Below are 18,124 nucleotides of genomic sequence, written 5' to 3' on the forward strand. Positions count from 1 at the left end.
TGAAAATTAAACCTAAATGTAGAGATGATTCGTGCGATCGCCTCTACATTTAGGTTTTAATGTTAAAGATGGCGTAACTCCTGTAATCCTTGCCCCCATCACCCCACCCCCTCATAAAAGCTGGAGTTTCTTCCAACCCCCCTACAGCAATCCTAGGGCAATCTGAGCCTCTGCGCTGGTCTGACTTGCACCCGACTGAATGCTCGGAAACGCTGCAACTACAGGACATTTAGGAATGTAAGGAAATATTTAGAATGTTAGCTCGCTAGTGCCAAACTAGAAGTAACGATTCGGGAAAATTTCAGGAGGTTGAGGCTATGACGATCGCCGCTGAACTTCGCTCTCTGAGCGTGCGGGATTATCACCGCATGGTAGAAGTAGGAATTTTGGCTGCTTCTGAGCGGGTGGAATTGATTGAAGGGCAACTTTACACAATGGCAGCAAAAGGAACGGCGCACAGTGCGGCAGTTACCCGAATTGATCGGGCTTTGTCGCAACGCTTGCGGGGACGAGCGCTGCTGCGGTTTCAAGACTCCGTGCAGTTGAGTGATTTTTCTGAGCCAGAGCCGGATATTGCGATCGCCCACATTGACCCATTAGACTATGAAGATCATCACCCAACACCCACAGAAATCTATTGGTTAATAGAAGTCGCAGATAGCACCCTGCGGCGAGACCGAGATCTAAAAGTTCCAGTATATGGCAGATCGGGCATTCAAGAGTATTGGATTTTGGATGTGCAGGAACGATGCCTGTATGTGTTTCGAGAACCAAGGCAAGACGGCTATCAATCGGAACAAAAGCTATCTGAGCAAGATGCGATCGCGCCGCTTGCGTTTCCTGATTGCATCATTTTAGTGGGAGAGTTTTTGCGATCGGCTACTCAAGAATAAACAGGCTGACTCTTGATGAAGCGCTCAAAAATACGCGATATGTGCTGGAACTAATGAGATGTTTACCTCATGGGTGTGTCCTTCCAGACTGTCAACCGCTGGGAGTATGGACGCGCCACTCCCTCACCGATGGCGATAAAGCTGATTGAGTTGCAGTTGCGGCAGATATCTGAGCGAGGTGCTGATTTGATGTACGGCTTATTTTAGCGATTAGGTGCAGGATTCGAGGGCGGTTGGCAATCAATTAAGTGTTGTACACCCCAAAGAAATTTGGCATAAATTTAACGTTATTAACAATGATAGGATGGAAAAGATAAAAGAGAATACTCTTAATTCGCGAACTTTATCGGAAATATGAGATGCCCTACTCCCTAAACTCCTATTCGGCGAAGTCCGAGTCAAAGATTCCGAAAAAGTCGTCGAGGAGGTGGTGTGAAACTACCGAATCCTGATCAAGCACTGATTCCGTTTGAAAAATTGGAGGGCTATTCACTTAATCCAAATCACTCTGAAGGTGGGCACAAAGCCCGTGTCTTTCAATCTGCCCTAGGCATTGGGCTAGAAGAATCTGAAGAACTACGGATCGCTCTGTTCCAAGCTCTCAAAGTGGAAGATGCTATCCCAACCAACCGCACTAATTACGGGCAGAAATACCAGATTGACTTTGAAATGACGCGGGAAAGGAAAAGTGCCATCATTAGAAGTATGTGGATGATTAAGCCAAATGAAGACTTCCCACGGCTCATCACCTGTTACATTCCCTAGTCCCCAGGAGAACACCGGATGAAACTTTTAGATGTCGTTGCCCTAACCGAACATTTACCTGACTTAAACCTTCATAAAGGTCAAGTCGGTACGATTATTGAAGTTTACGAACCCGATGTATTTGAGGTCGAATTCGTAGACCTTCAGGGTAAAACCTACGCTTTAGAAACCCTAATGGTCAATCAATTAATGCCGGTTCACTATCAACCGCTTCCTCGGTCAAATGAAGCAGATGTGGACCCGGATGTTTTATCCTCTATTGTAACCGAAGAAACCCTTGTTTCTAGCCTACAAAGAGAGCAATTTAGTGAATATCAAAGGGACATAATAAATGCTTACCGAGAATGGGGTGATGTTATTCAGCTCAAAGCGGTTCATTCAGATATTTCTAATGGAAGCCTTCCTTTGATAGATGGAATAAATATTTTAGAATCGGCTAAAAAAATAGTCAAAGCAGCAGCATTGTCTGCAATCGAGCCTAGATCGTACTATCCAGGTAAGCACTTTACTCAAACTAACAAGTATTTAGAAAAAGTACGGATAGGACAAACTGAGCAAGGAAGCTATATTTTTAATATTATTTCTCCATTAAATAATGAGATGAACATTACTGGAGAAGAATCTAAGAGCGACCCTTATGAAAGAAAAGTCGTAAAAACATTATTTCGAGCATTATCTAGTTTAACGGCAACATCGGAACAGCAAGAAGACTTAACGAACGCTGTTGAGCAAGGAATTAGTGGAAATTTATGTGAAGCTATTGCAGAAATGGGTGGAAGTCAAAAGAGATTAGGGTTTAGTTTCTGCCTACTTAACTCTCCTTCTTTAGAATTGCCAGGTGACATTCCAAAGGAAATTGTATTACCAGCAGAACTCCTTCCAAAGATTGAACAACTCGGTAAAAAGTTGAAAGAGCGAAAAATTACTAAGAGAAAACATCGAACCCTTAGCGATAGTGTGGAAGAAGTAAGTCCAAATTCACTGCAAGAGCCAACTCTTACTCAAATTGAAGGATTTGTAGTGAGGCTTGAATGGTCAGGTGGTGACAAAAAAGCGAAGGTTACAATTGTTGCTACTATAGAAGATGAAGAAAAAGAGGTTACTGTGGAACTTGAAAAGAATGAATATTTACTTGCTATTCAAGCAAACGTGGATCAGATTCCTGTGACTGGTTATGGTGTTTTAATTCCAGAAAAAGATGGCCTAATTTTAAAAGAAACACGCAGCTTTCGCATTCAAAATAGTTGACATAAAAACTAGAATTAAGATAAGGGTTGAAATGTTCAGGAGACTAATGTGTACAATTCCTCAAAATAAATAAATATCAGGTTTTAGTTACTGAATCAGAAGTCGAAAAATCAGGCCACTACTACTTCCAGGACCTGGGCTACACTATCGTAAATAGGGCCCAAATGTCGGTTGCCAAATTAGATGTCGTCTTGCCACCACCATTTCAACCACATTAATCTGTCAAAACGACAAGTAATGTGGCAAGATGACAGATAATGTGGCAAGACGACATTAATCTGTTAACAGAGACAAATAAGTTGGCAACTGACATTTAAACTGCCAGCGGTTATTGCAACTAAGCGCACTGGATTACAAAGACCGATGAATTGAATCCGGCCAGAAGTCAGTGACATCATAGCCGAGTTCTTCCAGAAGACTCCGCAATAAGGGTAAACTTAAGCCAATGACATTGGTATGGCAGCCCTCCAATTTTTCCACGAAGAGTCCGCCTCGGCCATCGATCGCAAAGCAACCGGCACAGCGCAGGGGTTCTTCTGTTGCAACATAGTTTTCGATTTGCCGATCGCTGATGTTGGCAAAGTACACCCGCGTCATTTGGCAGCGCACTACGTGGCGATCGCTGTTTAAATCAAACAAGGCATGACCTGTATAAAGTTCACCCACACCCCCGCGCATTTTTTGCCATCGTTGGACTGCCTCTGCTGGGGTTTCCGGTTTGCCATAGATTTCCCCATCCACTTGCAAGACTGAATCGCACCCTAAGACGACTACCCGGGAGGGGTTGTCGGGTTTTTCTGGGTTCACGGTGCGATCGCCCGGATTCCTAAACTTAGCTACCACTGCCTCTGCCTTGCATTGCGCCAGGGTATTCACCAGAGTCACCGGGTCCGTTGATGTCACCGTTGATTCATCAAAATCACTGCGACAGACAATCGGTTCGATTCCCGCACTTTGCAACAGGTGCAAACGCGCCGGAGAAATTGAAGCTAATACAAATGCAGGAATGCCCATAACCTTATTTTTGCTTATTATTAGTAGAAGACTTAAACCCATTCCCCCTCCCCTCCTAGGGAAAATAAATGGGGGGAGGGAGGTATATCTTCAGCTTGATGATGTTGACGGATTTAGTAAACCGAGAAACTATCCACCACGGTTTGAAACTGCTCTTTCATTTTTTCGGCACGCGCTTCCGAGGTGGAGACATTTAACGTAAAAAGTTTCCCGCGACTAATCGCAACACTGGCAAAATTATGTCGCTCTTGGGTGGGAAGTTTGACTGCATATTCTAACAGATAGTAAGTCTTTGAACCCTTTTCTCGCTGTTCGGCATTAATTAATTCCGCTTCCCGCCCGGATCCCGGGGGTGCGATCGCATTTTTGGAGAGTTTATACCCCACCTCACTCGGCGTCCCCAATTCGGTTAAGGTTTTCCCATCTTTCACCGGAGAAACCACTACGCTCACATTTTCCCGGGTTTCTATCAAATCGTGATAGACCACATCGGGACCATTATTCACCTTGACTGGCACCCATCCATTGGGATACAGGAATTCGTATCCATCGGTACTATCGATATGGCTTTTGAGTCCACTGGCAGCGGAAACCGTACAACTGCTGAGGACCAGACTAACTATGACCACCATAATTGTGGCAATTCGTTTGAGCATGATTGCAATCTCCTTCGTTGATGACCGGGATTGCACCAGCACCAATGGCTGAAGCGCCCCCTTACGCTTGCGCGTGCTCTTATTTTGCCATTGCGGGGGGCAATTTTATCTGATAGGGGGTTTATTTTTTCTCGAAGGGGACAGGACTGGACGCGGATTTCCCCAGTTTTAGCAGTAGTCCCCGCAGCGGGTTTGGGAGTGAAAATTTGGGGTTAAAAATCAGTAAAGATACAGCCCTCAGTTGTAGGGTGGGCACTGCCCACCGTAGGTCCGGTGGGCAGTGCCCACCCTACAACTACAACTTACGGAATTTATAACATTGAACCCTAAATCTGTAGAGGCGATTCGCGAATCGCCTCTACAGATTTAGGCTTAAATCCGGCTATTTTGCTACACCAAACCTCTGATGCCGCAGTTTTTAAGGAATTCCTGGAAACGAGTCAACCCATTTAATTTTGAGGTCGGGAAACGAGTCAACCACCTGAACTTTAAAGTCCGGGAATGACTCGACTACCTGCCACTTGCCACAAGCATCGGGAAATGAATTAACCATTTTTACCCGGAGGTCGGGAAATGAGGCAACCATCTGAATCTTCAAGTCGGGAAAACTCTCGACAACTTGCACTTTGCCATACAAGGAAATGTCATTGTAGGTACAGTTCGCATCCACCTTGTTTTCAGACCGGGCGGGGTTCACCCAGAGGATGAGTCCGAGGGTAAAAAGGCTGCCGAATATCCACAAAAACCAACGTTTTATCATTTGGGGATAAAATTAATCTGGGGAAGGGTTTAGGATGGGATTTTTCTGAAAGACTAGAAATAAACAGAAACAGAACAACTGCACTTGACAATGAGCCAGATCGATCGCACTGAAAAAATAAACCGGGTTGGAGTAATAGGCGGGGGTCAACTGGCCTGGATGATGGCGGATGCGGCGGAGGCACTCGGGATCGACCTCGTGGTTCAGACCCCCAAAAATAGCGATCCCGCAGCGGCCCGAGCTTCTGAGGTGATTTTAGCACCGATTGATGATGCCCAGGCTACGGCGCAACTGGCTGAACGCTGCGATGTGATTACGTTTGAAAATGAGTTTGTGGATTTAACGGCGTTAGGGGAGTTGGAACGACAAGGGGTCCGCTTCCGCCCGAAATTGTCGGTTTTAGCGCCAATTTTGGATAAGTATGAACAGCGGTGTTATTTGCGATCGCTGGGGTTGCCGGTGCCCAAATTTATGGCCTTTGATGGGACCGAACTGCCGCCTACCCAGGACCTGCCTACGGAAAAGGTGGTGATTAAGGCGCGACGGCATGGCTATGATGGTCAGGGAACGGCTATCTGTGGCGATCGCCAAACCCTGCTCTCCACCTGGGAACGTTGGGGTCGCCCGGGGGTACTCCTGGAAGAATTTATCCCCTTTGAGCGGGAATTGGCGGTGATGGCGGCGCGAAATCAGGCCGGGGAAGTGGTGATTTATCCGGTGGTGGAAACCCAGCAGGAAGCGCAAGTTTGCCGGAGAGCGATCGCCCCTGGGGATGTCACTCCAGAGGTGAATGCTCAAGTGGAGGCGATCGCGCATCGTCTATTATCCGCCTTAGAGGTTGTCGGCATCTTCGGCATCGAACTATTTTTAACCCCCCAGGGTCAGGTCCTAGTCAATGAAATTGCTCCTCGGACCCACAACAGCGGCCACCTAACCCTCAATGCCTGCAACACCTCTCAGTTTGAAATGCATCTGAGGGCGGTTTGTGATTTACCCTTGCCGAGTCCCATCCTCAACTGTGCCGGTGCCGTCATGGTGAATTTGCTGGGATATGAGGCGTCTGAGGACGACTATGAGGCAAAACAGCAGCAACTCCGGGCAGTTCCCGGGGCGCATCTGTATTGGTATGGCAAGACTCAATCCCGTCCCGGGCGCAAAATGGGTCATGTAACGGCGATCGTCCAGGGGGTATCTGGAAACGCCTTACAGCAGCAGTGTCAGGAACTCGCCCAGCAGATAGAATCCATCTGGTATCCTGGGTCCTTTTAAATTATTCCCGAGCCCCCCTTGTCATTTCCCTGAAATAGATTACAATGAGATAGCTGAACTGCAACGTTGGTGACTGCCAATAGTGTTTTATGATCTATGCCTTAATTTATAAGGGAATCGTAGAGTTCTAGTGGCCGTAAACCGGACATTGTATCCGGAAACGTAAAGCTATGAGCCGCGATGCCCACCTGGTTTTTCCAGGTCAGAAGCTGAGGTAAGACGGCGTTGCGGTCAGCCCCAATTTTTTAAGCCCTATCCTATCAGTAAAATCCCGCTTTATCAGCATCAAGGATGCGGGATGCCAAGATGAAGGATAAACGGTTACCCTCGTCAAGATGATGACCCGTGACCCGGTACAGTTGACCCAATCGGAAAAAGCACTTAACATCGCCAATAACTAATTTTTTAGACGGGCTCAGGTTTAGCCTGCGGGTGATAACTCTGGGTTAGTCTGAAAATTAGCACCGGAGATTGTTGTCTGCGGTGAATTGACCGGACTGATGCCAAGTAAAGCCTATTTAAGTCTAAAGGTTGAGGTGATATGAGAATCGCCCCTACCTCATAGAGATAGAAGGGGTCAGTCCGGTTAAGCAAGGGAGCAAACAGCCCCTCAAAATGTCCATCTCTTCATCATCCTGAATTAAGAGTCTTAATTGAGTATGATCAGGAGAATCAAACCGTTGAACGCCCCTAATTACATAATGGCTCGCTACACTGGCTTATTTATCGTTGCAGTTCCCCTGGAAAATTTCCGGCCCTTGCTAGGAGAAATTTTAGAGGCTGCGAATTTGAATATTATTTACGAAACTGCCGACTATATTATGGCTCGGGAACAACCGGGAGAAGTGCCATTTACTAAGATAGTGACTGTGGAAGTGTTAATCAATAGAACCGCTGGGGTGGAAGATGAAGTACGCATGAATGTGGTGATGAAAAATGAAGAATTGCCCCTGCATTTAGATAACCGTTGTCGGCAAATGTTTAATCTGCTATCAGAGGCGATCGCCGAAAATCGCTATTGGGACCTTTTAGAAACTGCCGTGAGTTAATCGGGGTATCGGTTCCCAATTAGGGGCAATGGGAGCCGATTTAGAGTAGACCTCTTGCTTTCATTCCGGAGAGATCCCCCCAACCCCCCTTAAGAAGGGGGGCTTTTTGTAATTCTGCCAAAAGGCTAATCAGTGCGGCGCAACAGTAGGGAATTAGTGACGACACTGACGGAACTGAAGGCCATGAATGCACCGGCAGTGGCGGGATTTAATAAGATTCCCCACAGAGGCAGTAACAGACCGGCAGCGACGGGAATGCCGAGGATATTGTAAGCGAAAGCCCAAAATAAGTTTTGCCGAATTTTGCGAAAGGTGGCGCGACTTAGGTGGATAGAACTGACCACATCCAGGAGAGAATCGCGCATTAAAACAATACCTGCGGTTTCTACAGCAACGTCGGTGGCGGCATTTAAAGTGATGCCAATATCCGCTTGCGCTAAGGCAGGGGCATCATTAATACCATCTCCGACCATTGCGACGCATTGACCCTGGGATTGGAGGTGCCCGATCGCCTCTGCTTTACCGGCAGGAGAGACTCCCGCGAGGATATCCGTGGGGTTGAGTCCCAGGGATTGCCCGATCGCCTGGGCCGCTTCTGGCCGATCGCCAGTTACCATCATCACCCGTAATCCCATTTCCCGACAAGCATCCAAGGTGGATTGAGCATCCTCTCGCAGGCGATCGCGCACAGCAATACACCCAATTAATTCTCCCCCTCTCCCCACTAACACCACGGTTTTACCCGCTTCGGCCAGTCCTCGGATCCGGGTACTCCAGTCTGGGGAAATCTCTATCCCCTGTTGCCTAAACCAGTCCTCAGTTCCCAACAGGATAGAATCATTCTCCACCGTTGCGGAAACCCCGCATCCTGGTTCCGTCTGAAAGCAATCGCCACGGAGGAGGGGGAGATTCTGGGTTTTGGACTCGATTAAAATCGCTTTGGCGAGGGGATGATTAGTTCCGCTTTCCACTGTAGCGGCGAGTTGCAGCATTTCGCTGGCATCAACCGAGTCAATGCAGAGACAATCGGTGACTTCCGGTTCCCCGGTGGTGAGAGTGCCGGTTTTATCAAAAATCACGGTATTAATTTGGGCGACCCCTTCGAGAATGTCTCCTCCGCGAATCAGTAATCCCCGTTCTGCACCCATGCTAGTGCCGACGAGGAGGGCGGTGGGGGTGGCGAGTCCCAGGGAACAAGGACAAGCGATGACTAAGACGGCGATCGCCAGTTTTAAACTGAGTAATAAGGGGGAAGTCGGTTCCATCAGGGAATGGAGGTGAGCTCCCTGATGTAAGAGGGGGGTCAACTGCATCGCCGGTTGTAAGACTTGGGGGAAGAGGTGGGTGCCGATGAAGTACCAGAATGCAAAGGTCACCGTGGCGATCGCCATGACGCCGTAGGTAAAGTATCCGGCGACGGTATCGGCGAGGTGTTGAATCGGTGCTTTGCGGGTTTGGGCCTCTTCTACGAGGGCGACAATTTGCGCGAGGGTGGTTTCTCCCCCAATGCGGGTGGCGCGGATGGCGATGACGCCGGACTGATTCAGGGTGCCCCCAACGACGGGATCGCCGGTTTGTTTGAGGACCGGGAGGGATTCGCCGGTCAACATGGACTCATCAATGGTGGTACTGCCGGAGATGATTTCCCCATCTACGGGGATTTTTTCTCCGGGGAGGACTTGGACAAATTCGCCGACTTTGACGCGATCGGCGCTGATTTCCAGGGTGAAGAGGGGGGAATCGGAATCAGTTGTGGGAGAGAGGGGGGTGGTGATTAAGCGGGCGGTGGCGGGTTTGAGGGAGATTAGGGCCTGGAGGGAGGAGGCGGCGCGCTGTCTTGCCAGTTGTTCTAAGGTGCGTCCGAGGAGGATAAATCCGAGTAACATCACGGGTTCATCGAAAAAGCATTCCCATTTGAGTTGGGGAAACAGGAAGGCGATGCAACTGGCGAGATAGGCACTGAGTGCGCCTAATCCCACTAAGGTATTCATGTTGGGACTGTTGCGCCATAAGGCGCGGACCCCTTCAACTAGGATGGGACGGCCTGGAATGGCGATCGCCGCTGTTGCTAAGGCCCAATGGAATCCGATCTGGTTGAGGAGTCCGAGTTGGCCGAGGTGTCCGAGTCCGGAGAGGAGGATTAACAGGGTGGCGACTGCCAGATTCCAGATGGCGGTGCGAATAGATTGGCGGTGGCGATTGGTTTGGACATTCTCCCCTTGGATATCGGGGGTGGTAGAACGCAGTTCTGTGGGGAATCCCGATGAGGTCAACTTTTGGGCCAGTTGTGCCGGGTCAATTTTGTCTGGTTCATACTCCACTGCGGCCACTTCCGTGACCAAATTGACCCGGGCGGAAATCACCCCGGGTTGTTGTGTGAGTTGACGTTCTACTGCTTGGACACAACCGGCACATTTCATGCCGCCCACATCCAGGGCAGTGGTGGCAACAGGTGAGGGTAGATTGGGTCTTTGGGTTTCGGATGAAAGCATGAATATCAAATCATCAAGGTATTATCGCCAAAGTGTAACGCTTTTCCCACCGGAGTGCGCTTTATCCTTCCTCCTCGGGTTCTGCGATCGGGCGCTTCACCGAGGAAAAAATTCGGTATCTTTCATTCTCACTATCGGAGAAGCCGGTGGTCGAGTCTCCATCCCATCTCACTACGTTATATTCCACGTTATCGGCATAAATGGCGAAGGTAATTCGCACAACTTCTAAAAAGTTGATCAGCCACTTGCATTCCGTTTGAGACTGTTCTTCATAGTAGCGGATTAAATTGGCTAAACAGGCTTCTAAGTGAGGGGAACAGGATTTACAGATTAAAACCAGCTTCAACAGGACGATCGCTAAGGTCATGGGATTGCCGTTTGCCAATAACAGAATAAATAGCAAGGAGGGTTCTTTGCCGGTTTCAGTGGTTAAAAATTCAATGGTTTTTTTACAGGTTGCTTCTAGCAATAATGGGGTTAATATTTCATTGTCCTTATTTTGAGCTAGTGCCAATAGTTTATTAGATAATTTATTGTTAATTGTATCTACAAAAGTTTGATGTTCTACAGAAAATATTAAATATTTTTTAAGGGCAATTTTGAACGATTTGTAAGTAACTCCTTGAGTTTGATTGAGAAAAATATTGGCCAAATTGACATAATTGTAAGGACCGCGTTTAGCAACCACCGTTTTAATTAGTCGGAGGACATCATTGCCCAAACCCGTCGGATTTTTGTTCGTGACTTCTGGAGGCACGATTTGAGCTTGGGACCGCGCGGTGTACATGGCGAGGTCAAATTTAAACCGTTCTTTGAGTTGGCGAGAGAGGGCTTTGGCGGCTTCTTTTTGTTCTTTGGACTTGCCAAAGACCGATTGATGAGCTAATAAGTAACTGGAATAGCGATGACTCCACGGACCGTCTTCGCTGCGCGAGGCAAACAGTTCGAGGGCTTTGTAATCGTCGCTATTGGAAAAATTAGCTAACCAGCTTCGGAGTCGGTGCAAACTCATGGAAGCGGTATAGGACCCAATCGTTTTGTCCTGAAACATTTGGATCAGGTCCTGAATGGCGGCATTGTTGCGATTCGATTGCCAATTGTTGACGAGGATGTAACAACAGCGATTGAGAATTTTATGAAATTTGTCTTCATCTTCCGCATAAATAATCCGAAACAGGACATTCCAAGCATCGGTGTTTTTATCGGTATTTACAAACTCAACGAATAAGGTTTTAAACTCGATGGTGACGATTTCCGGAGAAGTCGTGGTCACCAAGTTGAGGAAAAAGTTATAAATAATTTCTTCATTTTTATAAAGGGGTGTGGACTGCCCGTCCAGATTGGGGGAATCTGGCTGCTGCCCATTGGGTAAAGCGCCACTGGTCATAAGTTATGTTGTCTGAGATCTGAATAGGGGTACAAAGAGTGGAATCCTCGGCTGAAGTTGAGTTCAATGAGGAAGGATTGGGGGAAATAATTCCAGTTGGGATTAAACCGACCGATCGCCGTTTCTCCAGTCTGCCAAAATAACTGGACCCAGACAATCGGACTATTCCTTTGGCGTTCGGTGATACTGGACAGGTAGTGGATGGGGTTATGGGTGGCGATCGCCAACACTCTACTCTTAAACACTTGAGGTGTTCGGATCAACGACAAGTTGCCACTGCCCAAGGGGGAAATTCTCAACTTTAGGGGGTGGATTGATCTGAATAAATGGCCCTTTCATCGATTTTCCATGTTATAAGATGGGCGATCGCACCGTAAATTTTTTGGCAACCGGAGAATTATCTCCAATTATAATTGACGGGTCTCGATTCAGTAAGATGCAGCCTTTAACCGAGTCTCCACAGAGAATTCAGGTTATGGGATTATAGCCGAAAAACTCCCCCAAACGTGGATATCCGATGGCGATTGGACTCTTTAGGACAGGGGAGGGGATTTGATGGCCCTAGAGAAACCCGACGCCCATCGCCCAGGTTTGCCCGGACTGACCCGTTGGAAGGGGATGCCCTGTTGTCTAGGGCGGAGATATTCCCACCCGGTTTCCCCTGAACAGCCCCTTTCCTGCCTCCACAGAACGCTACCTAGAAAACATTTGGGATTTTCCTCACCCCCCTTCTGTTCAGTAATGGGTGGGACTGTAAACAATCGCCCCAACTGGCGGGAAACTCAAAATATTGGCTGACCTTTTATGGAACAGATGGGGGGATTTTACCGAGGGTGAGAAGGGATTTGGACCGCCTATCTGAGGAAAAATTTTATTAAAGACTGTCTGTTGGCTTATGGGGTTCCAGGTCGCGCAAATGGCGGCTCAATTGGGCAAGCGACCTGGAGGGTTGTTGTTGTCCTAATCGGGGAGAAATCTGCCCGGACTCGTCAGGGGATGGGGGAATAATTTATCTTCCGGCGCTTTTAATTCGAGCTAAAATTGTTTCCATTTCCGACAATTCCACAGCCCCGGAGAAAGGTTCTTCATTCATGAAAAAGAACGGGGTTCCATTAATGCCTAATTTGCGGGCGAGGATGAGGTCTTCCTCAATGGCCGCTTGGGCATTTTCACTCTGGCGATCGCTGTTAAATTTCTCCAAATCTAAATTTAAGGTTTGGGCGATGGTCCCATATAACGGTTCTCCCAACTGCTGTTGCTGTTGGAATAATGCATCATGATATTCCCAGAATTTCCCCTGTTGTCCAGCGGCCCAAGCGGCTTGTGCTGCGGGCAGGGCTTGGGTATGAATCTGAGTCAATGGCAGATGCTTGTAAGTCAAAGTGACCTCAGACTGATGTTTAGCCATAAACTGATTCACCGTTTCGTGAGCTTTGGCACAAAACGGACATTGAAAGTCGGAAAATTCCACAATCACGATATTTCTCTGGGAAGCACCTTTAACGGGAGAATTCCCGATAATTGCCCCCGGGTTGGTACTCATTTGCTGTAAGAAAGCCTGCCTTGCTTGCTGAACATCATTTTGTTGGGCCTCCTGATAGGCTTGGACGGATTCAATAATGACTTCGGGATTATTCCGAATAATCTCCAAGACTTGTGCTTCGAGGTCGGAATTGGCACTCGTGCCATTGGGGCTGGTACAACCGAACAATCCAAAACCGAATATCAAACAGCAAGCTAAAGTCAGCGAAAAAAAGCGAAACCGGGACATGAATAACCTCTGGGATAAAAATTAGTAGCAGATCACTACTATAGGCGCTTTCCCGGTATTTTGACGAGTTGCCCCTGGGTGCAGAAGATGGGTTTCATTGGTGATATCGATCGCTGCTAGATTAGAGGAGTAAGGCTACCATCATGTCCAGTAATCCCCTGCCCTTTGGCACCCCTGGACTGCGGTGGATTTCGGTAGCCTACAGTACAGTTTGGAGATTAAGGAGTCATCGGTTATTTGATTTGAACGGATTTGGCCAATCTGCTTTGGCTTGCCTTTGAAGCCAGTCCGAAGCACCCATGCCAAATTGAGAGGTCCCCGGTTATCCCTGCACGGCGATCGCCCCAGGGTGGCATTGCGCTGATGACAACCTGTTGTTGTTGGGACCTGACCTATCACTAGACTCTAACCACCCCTCACGAACGTTACTCAATACCCTATGTATGAGCGGATTTTTCCAGTGCCTGATCGCGTCAAATCCCTGAATAAACCCATTAAAGTCGGGGTGTTACATTCCCTAACGGGTACGATGTCGATCGGGGAAGTATCTGTCAAAGATGCCACCTTGTTAGCAATTGAAGAAATTAATGCGGCAGGTGGGGTACTGGGCCGCCCCTTAGAAGCGGTGATTGCCGATGGGGAAAGCAATTTAAAAACCTTTGCAGACAAAGCCAAACAATTACTCACTCAGGAGCAAGTTGAGGTCATTTTTGGCTGCTGGACCTCTGCCTCACGCAAAGCGGTACTCCCGATTTTGGAGGAATTAAATGGATTGTTATTCTATCCGGTGCAATATGAAGGATTAGAACAGTCTCCCAATATTTTCTATACGGGTGCAGCACCTAATCAACAAATCGTTCCGGCGGTGCAATATTTATTGGATCGGGGCTTTCGCCACATTTATTTACTCGGGTCAGATTATATTTTCCCCCGGAGTGCGAATCAAATTATTAAAGCGCAGTTAGTAGCCCAAGATGCGGTTTTAGCGGGGGAAGAATACATTCCCTTGGGTTCCCAGGAGGTGAGTACGGCGATCGCCCATATTCTTTCGGTACAACCGGATGCGGTGCTTAATACCCTCAATGGCGATACCAATGTGGCCTTTTTCCGAGAGTTAAATCAAGCGGGGTTGACCCCGGATGAATTGCTGGTGATGTCCGTGAGTGTTGCCGAGGCGGAGGTTCGGGAAATAGGACCTTCGGCGATCGCCGGACATCTGGTGGCGTGGAATTACTTTCAAAGCATCGATACTCTGGAAAACCAGAAATTCGTGAGGGCCTATAAAGCCAAATATGGCAGCGATCGCGTTACCTCCGACCCGATCGCCTCGGGGTATCTGGGGGTCTATTTATGGAAAAAAGCCGTGGAAAAAGCCCAGTCTACCCAAGTATTGAAGGTGAAGGCAGCGGCCAAAAATATAGAATTGGTCACCCCAAAAGGGTTAGTCAAACTGGATGGCAAAACCCAGCATCTGTGGAACACCGTCCGCATTGGACAAATCAAGCCCGATGGGGCGATCGGGGAAATTTGGAACTCTCAAGAGGCAGTCGCCCCTGACCCCTTTTTATCCCGCTATCCTTGGGCCGCAGGTCTCTCTCAACGGGGATTCCGCTGGGGAATTAATGCCAAACTGATGAGCTTATTTAGCACTTTAGTGGCGATCGCCTGGGTTGCTTTGGTTCTGGAGTGGCGGACTGCAACGGAAATTGAGAGGAATATCGCCGCCTTAATTCAGCGGGTTGAGCAAATGTCTACACCCCCGGAGGAAATGTTGGAATGGGGCTATGCAGTGATGGCGGCAGCGCAACGGAGTCAATATTTATTACTAATGCTGCTGCTGTTGAGCATTGTCTCAATGGGTGTAGCCTTTTTTGTGATTTCCCGAATTACTCGGGCCTTAAATGGAGTGACTAAAACCGCGCAACGATTAGCTTCTGGGGATTTAAGCGCGCGATCGCCTCTGGTTTCTGGAGATGAAATTGGGGTACTCTCTTCCACCCTGAATACAATGGCACAACAGGTAAACTGTTTACTCAAAGGGTTAGAAGTGCGTTCTCGCCAGGTGGAAGAACACAGTTTAGAATTAGAGGCAGCGGTTTATGCCGCACAAGCAGCCAGTCGAGCGAAAAGCACCTTTTTAGCCAATATGAGCCACGAATTGCGAACGCCACTGAATGCGATCGTGGGTTATAGCGAACTGCTGCAAGAAGAGGTGGAGGAGATTCTCGCCGATGAACAGTTAATTAGCGACCTCCAAAAAATTAACATTGCGGGCAAAAATCTCTTGAATATCGTCAGTGATATTTTAGATATTTCTAAAATTGAAGCGGGCAAAATGGACTTGTGTCTGGATACCTTCGATGTCCCCCAGTTGATTCATGAGGTGGTCACTACCGTTGAACCGTTGTTGCTGAGTAATGGCAATGTTATCCGAGTAGATTATCCTGAAAAGATGGGGATGATGACGGCAGATATCACCAAAGTCCGGCAAATCCTCTTAAACCTGCTGAGTAATGCAGCTAAATTTACAGAAAATGGCAAGATTATTTTAGAGGTGAGGATTAAAAATCCGCAAGAGAATCCCGGGGAACAGGTCACCCTAAATTCTACTCCTTTGCCCCCGAGGGAAACGCCCTGGATTGTCTTTCACGTCCGGGATACGGGAATTGGCATGAGTGCTGAACAAATCGCCCAACTGTTTCAACCCTTTGTCCAGGGGGATGATTCGACCACGCGCAAGTATGGCGGGACGGGATTGGGTTTAGCGTTGGTGAAAACATTTTGCGAGATGATGGGAGGGGCGATCGCCGTGGAAAGCGAACTGGGGCGAGGGTCGGTCTTTGAGATTACCCTACCCTTGGTGGTGAATACAGCACTGCAGAAGGTTAAGATGAATCGCGCTGCTTAAGGTTGAGATTGATTGTCGGCAGTTTATCCGATTGCCGGTACAATAATCAGCAAAACCACTAAGATTCCAAAAATTATAATGCCTGAACATAAGATATGGCAATGGGTTGAAACCCTCTCGGGCCACTTAGACCGGGTGAGTTCGGTGGCAGTCTCCCCGGATGGGAAAACCCTCGCCAGCAGCAGTTTAGACCAGACGATCGCCCTGTGGGATCTGAAGTCGGGTCAAAAACTCCATACCCTTTCCGGACATTCTGGATCGGTTCTGGGGGTGAGTTTTTCCCCAGATGGTCAAAGTTTAGTCAGTTGTGGGACGGATAAAAAGATTCAGGTTTGGGATTTGGGTAAGTTTAAGCCGATTCGCCAGTTGGGGCGATGGTTTGGCGGTCATCAGGAACCTGTTTTAGCCCTGGCAATGGCCCCCGATGGCAAAACTCTGGTGAGTACCAGTGGCGATCTCCGTCTGAAAGGCTGGAATATGGCGACAGGTAGAAATGAATGGACGGTTACCTTGAATGGGGAGAAACTTGGGGAGATTCAGTCCCTGGCGATTAGTCCTGATGGCAAAATTTTAGCTGGAGGCAGTACCGATAGTCAGATTGCCCTGTGGAATTTACAGACTGGGGAAAAATTACGGACCCTCACGGGGCATTCTGCGGGGGTGACGGAGGTCGCATTTAGTCCCGATGGACAGGTTTTGGCCTCTAGCAGTTGGGATAAAACCGTGGCCCTGTGGAATTACCAGAAGGGAAAGCAAATCACCTCCCTGGTGGGACATTCCGATGGGGTGAATGCGGTGAGGTTTCATCCCGATGGAGAGAGACTCGCTTCCGGGAGTTGGGATAAAACTTTGGCCCTGTGGAATGGGAAAACGGGAGAACAAATTGCCTCCCTGGTGGGACATTCCGATGCCGTGCGATCGCTGGCCTTTAGTCCCGATGGGCGAGTGCTGGTTTCGGGGAGTTGGGACCAGACGATCGCCCTGTGGCAGGTATAGCCTTTCTCTTAGTGGTGAAGTCCATGAAGGATCCCCCTAAATCCCCCTTACAAAGGGGGACTTTCCCGGTCCCCCCCCCTTTTTTAAGGAGGGCTAGGGGCGATCGAATAGACGGACCTCATCAATGTGAAAATTGCTATAGAATCGATCAATAGTTATGCCCTGATTCCCCCTTGGAGGTTAATCGAGGAAACCCATCATTCCATCGGTGTCATCCCCTTCATTGGAGCAAATGGGCCGGTTTCCCATGAGATGATCGCAGTTCATGAGGATGGTGCTTTCTGTAATCGGACGATTTCCAGACACCTGCATGGAGTGGGCGACGTGAATCATACTCGCCCCAATTGGACGAATCCCCGAGGAGTTTAAGGTATCGGCTACGATAAAATTACTGGCCTCAACGGGACGATTGCCGGACAGGTTGATACTGTCAGAAATCTCAAAGTTGCTCAGTCCGATGGGGCGGTTTCCGGGTAAACCCCCTTGACGATAGAGCTGAATGCCTTCCGGGGTGGCTTTTTCAGGTAATTTATCTTGTATTTTCTTCATACTATCTTGGGGTTCGTTTTCTGGGTTGGTTGTCTCAGTCTCATCAGCGATCGCGCTATCCGCCATCTCGGGATTCTCCTCCAAAAACACTCGGTTAGTTTTCCTTTGCTCCTGAAAATCCGTCTCGTTTCCGCCCTGTTTTAGCACGGTTGAATCGGTAAGTTTCTACCTCATCGATGGCGATAGGGGGCCTTATGTTATGAGTCGGATACTAGCTTTCGCTGTCAGATCTTTTTTAGGGTTCTAACTTAAGCCTTAATTATACGGGTTGAAGGATCTACAGACGAGTTGATCGCACTCTACATTACTGTAAATTTTTGTAAAAGCCTCCAAAAAAATCTTATCGGGATGATAAGCGAGGATAGGT

Annotated in this window: 16 protein-coding genes and 1 other RNA gene; 9 read left to right on the forward strand and 8 right to left on the reverse strand. The window is 48.2% G+C overall.

Annotated elements, in window-relative coordinates; genetic code table 11:
- Positions 1-317: 317 nt before the first annotated feature.
- The 4 genes from NG795_RS20000 (at position 318) to NG795_RS20015 (ending at position 2,906) form a co-directional block, all read left to right on the forward strand.
- Positions 318-893: a Uma2 family endonuclease gene (locus NG795_RS20000; protein WP_367290408.1), complete on the forward strand. Its 576-nt coding sequence runs from the start codon at positions 318-320 to the stop codon at positions 891-893.
- Positions 894-962: 69 nt separating this feature from the next.
- Positions 963-1,100: a helix-turn-helix domain-containing protein gene (locus tag NG795_RS20005; protein WP_367290409.1), complete on the forward strand. Its 138-nt coding sequence runs from the start codon at positions 963-965 to the stop codon at positions 1,098-1,100.
- 225 nt (positions 1,101-1,325) lie between these two features.
- Positions 1,326-1,658: a DUF6883 domain-containing protein gene (locus tag NG795_RS20010; protein WP_367290410.1), complete on the forward strand. Its 333-nt coding sequence runs from the start codon at positions 1,326-1,328 to the stop codon at positions 1,656-1,658.
- 18 nt (positions 1,659-1,676) lie between these two features.
- Entirely contained in the window at positions 1,677-2,906 is a 1,230-nt protein-coding gene (locus NG795_RS20015) for a DUF4926 domain-containing protein (protein ID WP_367290411.1), read from the forward strand.
- Positions 2,907-3,257: 351 nt separating this feature from the next.
- Here NG795_RS20015 and NG795_RS20020 read toward each other — a convergent pair whose 3' ends face one another.
- The 3 genes from NG795_RS20020 to NG795_RS20030 form a co-directional block, all read right to left on the reverse strand.
- Complete coding sequence (locus NG795_RS20020; RefSeq protein ID WP_367290412.1) at positions 3,258-3,920, reverse strand: nucleoside triphosphate pyrophosphatase; 663 nt, start codon at positions 3,918-3,920, stop codon at positions 3,258-3,260.
- Between the two features lie 113 nt (positions 3,921-4,033).
- Entirely contained in the window at positions 4,034-4,576 is a 543-nt protein-coding gene (gene psbP, locus NG795_RS20025; protein ID WP_367290413.1) for a photosystem II reaction center PsbP, read from the reverse strand.
- A gap of 418 nt (positions 4,577-4,994) precedes the next feature.
- Complete coding sequence (locus NG795_RS20030) at positions 4,995-5,336, reverse strand: 7(1) septoil knot domain-containing protein (RefSeq protein WP_367290414.1); 342 nt, start codon at positions 5,334-5,336, stop codon at positions 4,995-4,997.
- 90 nt (positions 5,337-5,426) lie between these two features.
- On the opposite strand from NG795_RS20030, the gene NG795_RS20035 reads away from it, so the two are divergent.
- The 3 genes from NG795_RS20035 to NG795_RS20045 all read left to right on the forward strand — a co-directional run bounded on the left by NG795_RS20035 (position 5,427) and on the right by NG795_RS20045 (position 7,654).
- Positions 5,427-6,605, forward strand: coding sequence for a 5-(carboxyamino)imidazole ribonucleotide synthase (locus tag NG795_RS20035; protein WP_367290415.1), 1,179 nt, complete (start codon positions 5,427-5,429; stop codon positions 6,603-6,605).
- Between the two features lie 52 nt (positions 6,606-6,657).
- Positions 6,658-6,842: non-coding RNA, 6S RNA (gene ssrS / locus NG795_RS20040), on the forward strand.
- Between the two features lie 464 nt (positions 6,843-7,306).
- Entirely contained in the window at positions 7,307-7,654 is a 348-nt protein-coding gene (locus NG795_RS20045; protein ID WP_367290416.1) for a hypothetical protein, read from the forward strand.
- A 125-nt stretch (positions 7,655-7,779) separates the two neighbouring features.
- Here NG795_RS20045 and NG795_RS20050 read toward each other — a convergent pair whose 3' ends face one another.
- The 4 genes from NG795_RS20050 to NG795_RS20065 all read right to left on the reverse strand — a co-directional run bounded on the left by NG795_RS20050 (position 7,780) and on the right by NG795_RS20065 (position 13,304).
- Positions 7,780-10,146: a heavy metal translocating P-type ATPase gene (locus NG795_RS20050; protein WP_367290417.1), complete on the reverse strand. Its 2,367-nt coding sequence runs from the start codon at positions 10,144-10,146 to the stop codon at positions 7,780-7,782.
- A gap of 61 nt (positions 10,147-10,207) precedes the next feature.
- Positions 10,208-11,533 (reverse strand): Sll1247 family protein, encoded by a 1,326-nt coding sequence (locus NG795_RS20055; protein ID WP_367290418.1) that lies wholly within the window; start codon positions 11,531-11,533, stop codon positions 10,208-10,210.
- The gene (locus NG795_RS20060; RefSeq protein ID WP_367290419.1) at positions 11,530-11,778 is read right to left on the reverse strand and encodes a hypothetical protein; all 249 of its coding nucleotides are present in this window, start codon (positions 11,776-11,778) and stop codon (positions 11,530-11,532) included. The genes NG795_RS20055 and NG795_RS20060 overlap by 4 nt, the downstream gene beginning before the upstream one ends.
- A gap of 764 nt (positions 11,779-12,542) precedes the next feature.
- Positions 12,543-13,304 (reverse strand): thioredoxin domain-containing protein, encoded by a 762-nt coding sequence (locus NG795_RS20065; RefSeq protein ID WP_367290420.1) that lies wholly within the window; start codon positions 13,302-13,304, stop codon positions 12,543-12,545.
- 460 nt (positions 13,305-13,764) lie between these two features.
- Between NG795_RS20065 and urtA the strand changes: the two genes are divergently transcribed.
- Complete coding sequence (gene urtA, locus NG795_RS20070) at positions 13,765-16,212, forward strand: urea ABC transporter substrate-binding protein (RefSeq protein ID WP_436836070.1); 2,448 nt, start codon at positions 13,765-13,767, stop codon at positions 16,210-16,212.
- Positions 16,213-16,290: 78 nt separating this feature from the next.
- A complete protein-coding gene (locus NG795_RS20075) occupies positions 16,291-17,208 on the forward strand; it encodes a WD40 repeat domain-containing protein (RefSeq protein WP_367290422.1) in 918 nt (305 codons plus the stop codon).
- 180 nt (positions 17,209-17,388) lie between these two features.
- On the opposite strand, the gene NG795_RS20080 is transcribed toward NG795_RS20075, so the two are convergent.
- Positions 17,389-17,904 (reverse strand): hypothetical protein, encoded by a 516-nt coding sequence (locus tag NG795_RS20080; RefSeq protein ID WP_367290423.1) that lies wholly within the window; start codon positions 17,902-17,904, stop codon positions 17,389-17,391.
- Positions 17,905-18,124 lie beyond the last annotated feature (220 nt).

Origin of the sequence: Laspinema palackyanum D2c, assembly GCF_025370875.1 — a bacterium.
Taxonomy (GTDB): Bacteria; Cyanobacteriota; Cyanobacteriia; order Cyanobacteriales; family Laspinemataceae; genus Laspinema; species Laspinema palackyanum.

Coding starts and splice junctions, on each gene's coding strand:
- NG795_RS20020 (WP_367290412.1), bottom strand. CDS start 3,920: ATGGGCATTCCTGCATTTGTATTAGCTTCAATTTCTCCGGCGCGTTTG.
- psbP (WP_367290413.1), bottom strand. CDS start 4,576: ATGCTCAAACGAATTGCCACAATTATGGTGGTCATAGTTAGTCTGGTC.
- NG795_RS20050 (WP_367290417.1), bottom strand. CDS start 10,146: ATGCTTTCATCCGAAACCCAAAGACCCAATCTACCCTCACCTGTTGCC.
- NG795_RS20005 (WP_367290409.1), top strand. CDS start 963: ATGGGTGTGTCCTTCCAGACTGTCAACCGCTGGGAGTATGGACGCGCC.
- NG795_RS20035 (WP_367290415.1), top strand. CDS start 5,427: ATGAGCCAGATCGATCGCACTGAAAAAATAAACCGGGTTGGAGTAATA.
- NG795_RS20030 (WP_367290414.1), bottom strand. CDS start 5,336: ATGATAAAACGTTGGTTTTTGTGGATATTCGGCAGCCTTTTTACCCTC.
- NG795_RS20065 (WP_367290420.1), bottom strand. CDS start 13,304: ATGTCCCGGTTTCGCTTTTTTTCGCTGACTTTAGCTTGCTGTTTGATA.
- NG795_RS20000 (WP_367290408.1), top strand. CDS start 318: ATGACGATCGCCGCTGAACTTCGCTCTCTGAGCGTGCGGGATTATCAC.
- NG795_RS20015 (WP_367290411.1), top strand. CDS start 1,677: ATGAAACTTTTAGATGTCGTTGCCCTAACCGAACATTTACCTGACTTA.
- NG795_RS20045 (WP_367290416.1), top strand. CDS start 7,307: ATGGCTCGCTACACTGGCTTATTTATCGTTGCAGTTCCCCTGGAAAAT.
- NG795_RS20055 (WP_367290418.1), bottom strand. CDS start 11,533: ATGACCAGTGGCGCTTTACCCAATGGGCAGCAGCCAGATTCCCCCAAT.
- NG795_RS20075 (WP_367290422.1), top strand. CDS start 16,291: ATGCCTGAACATAAGATATGGCAATGGGTTGAAACCCTCTCGGGCCAC.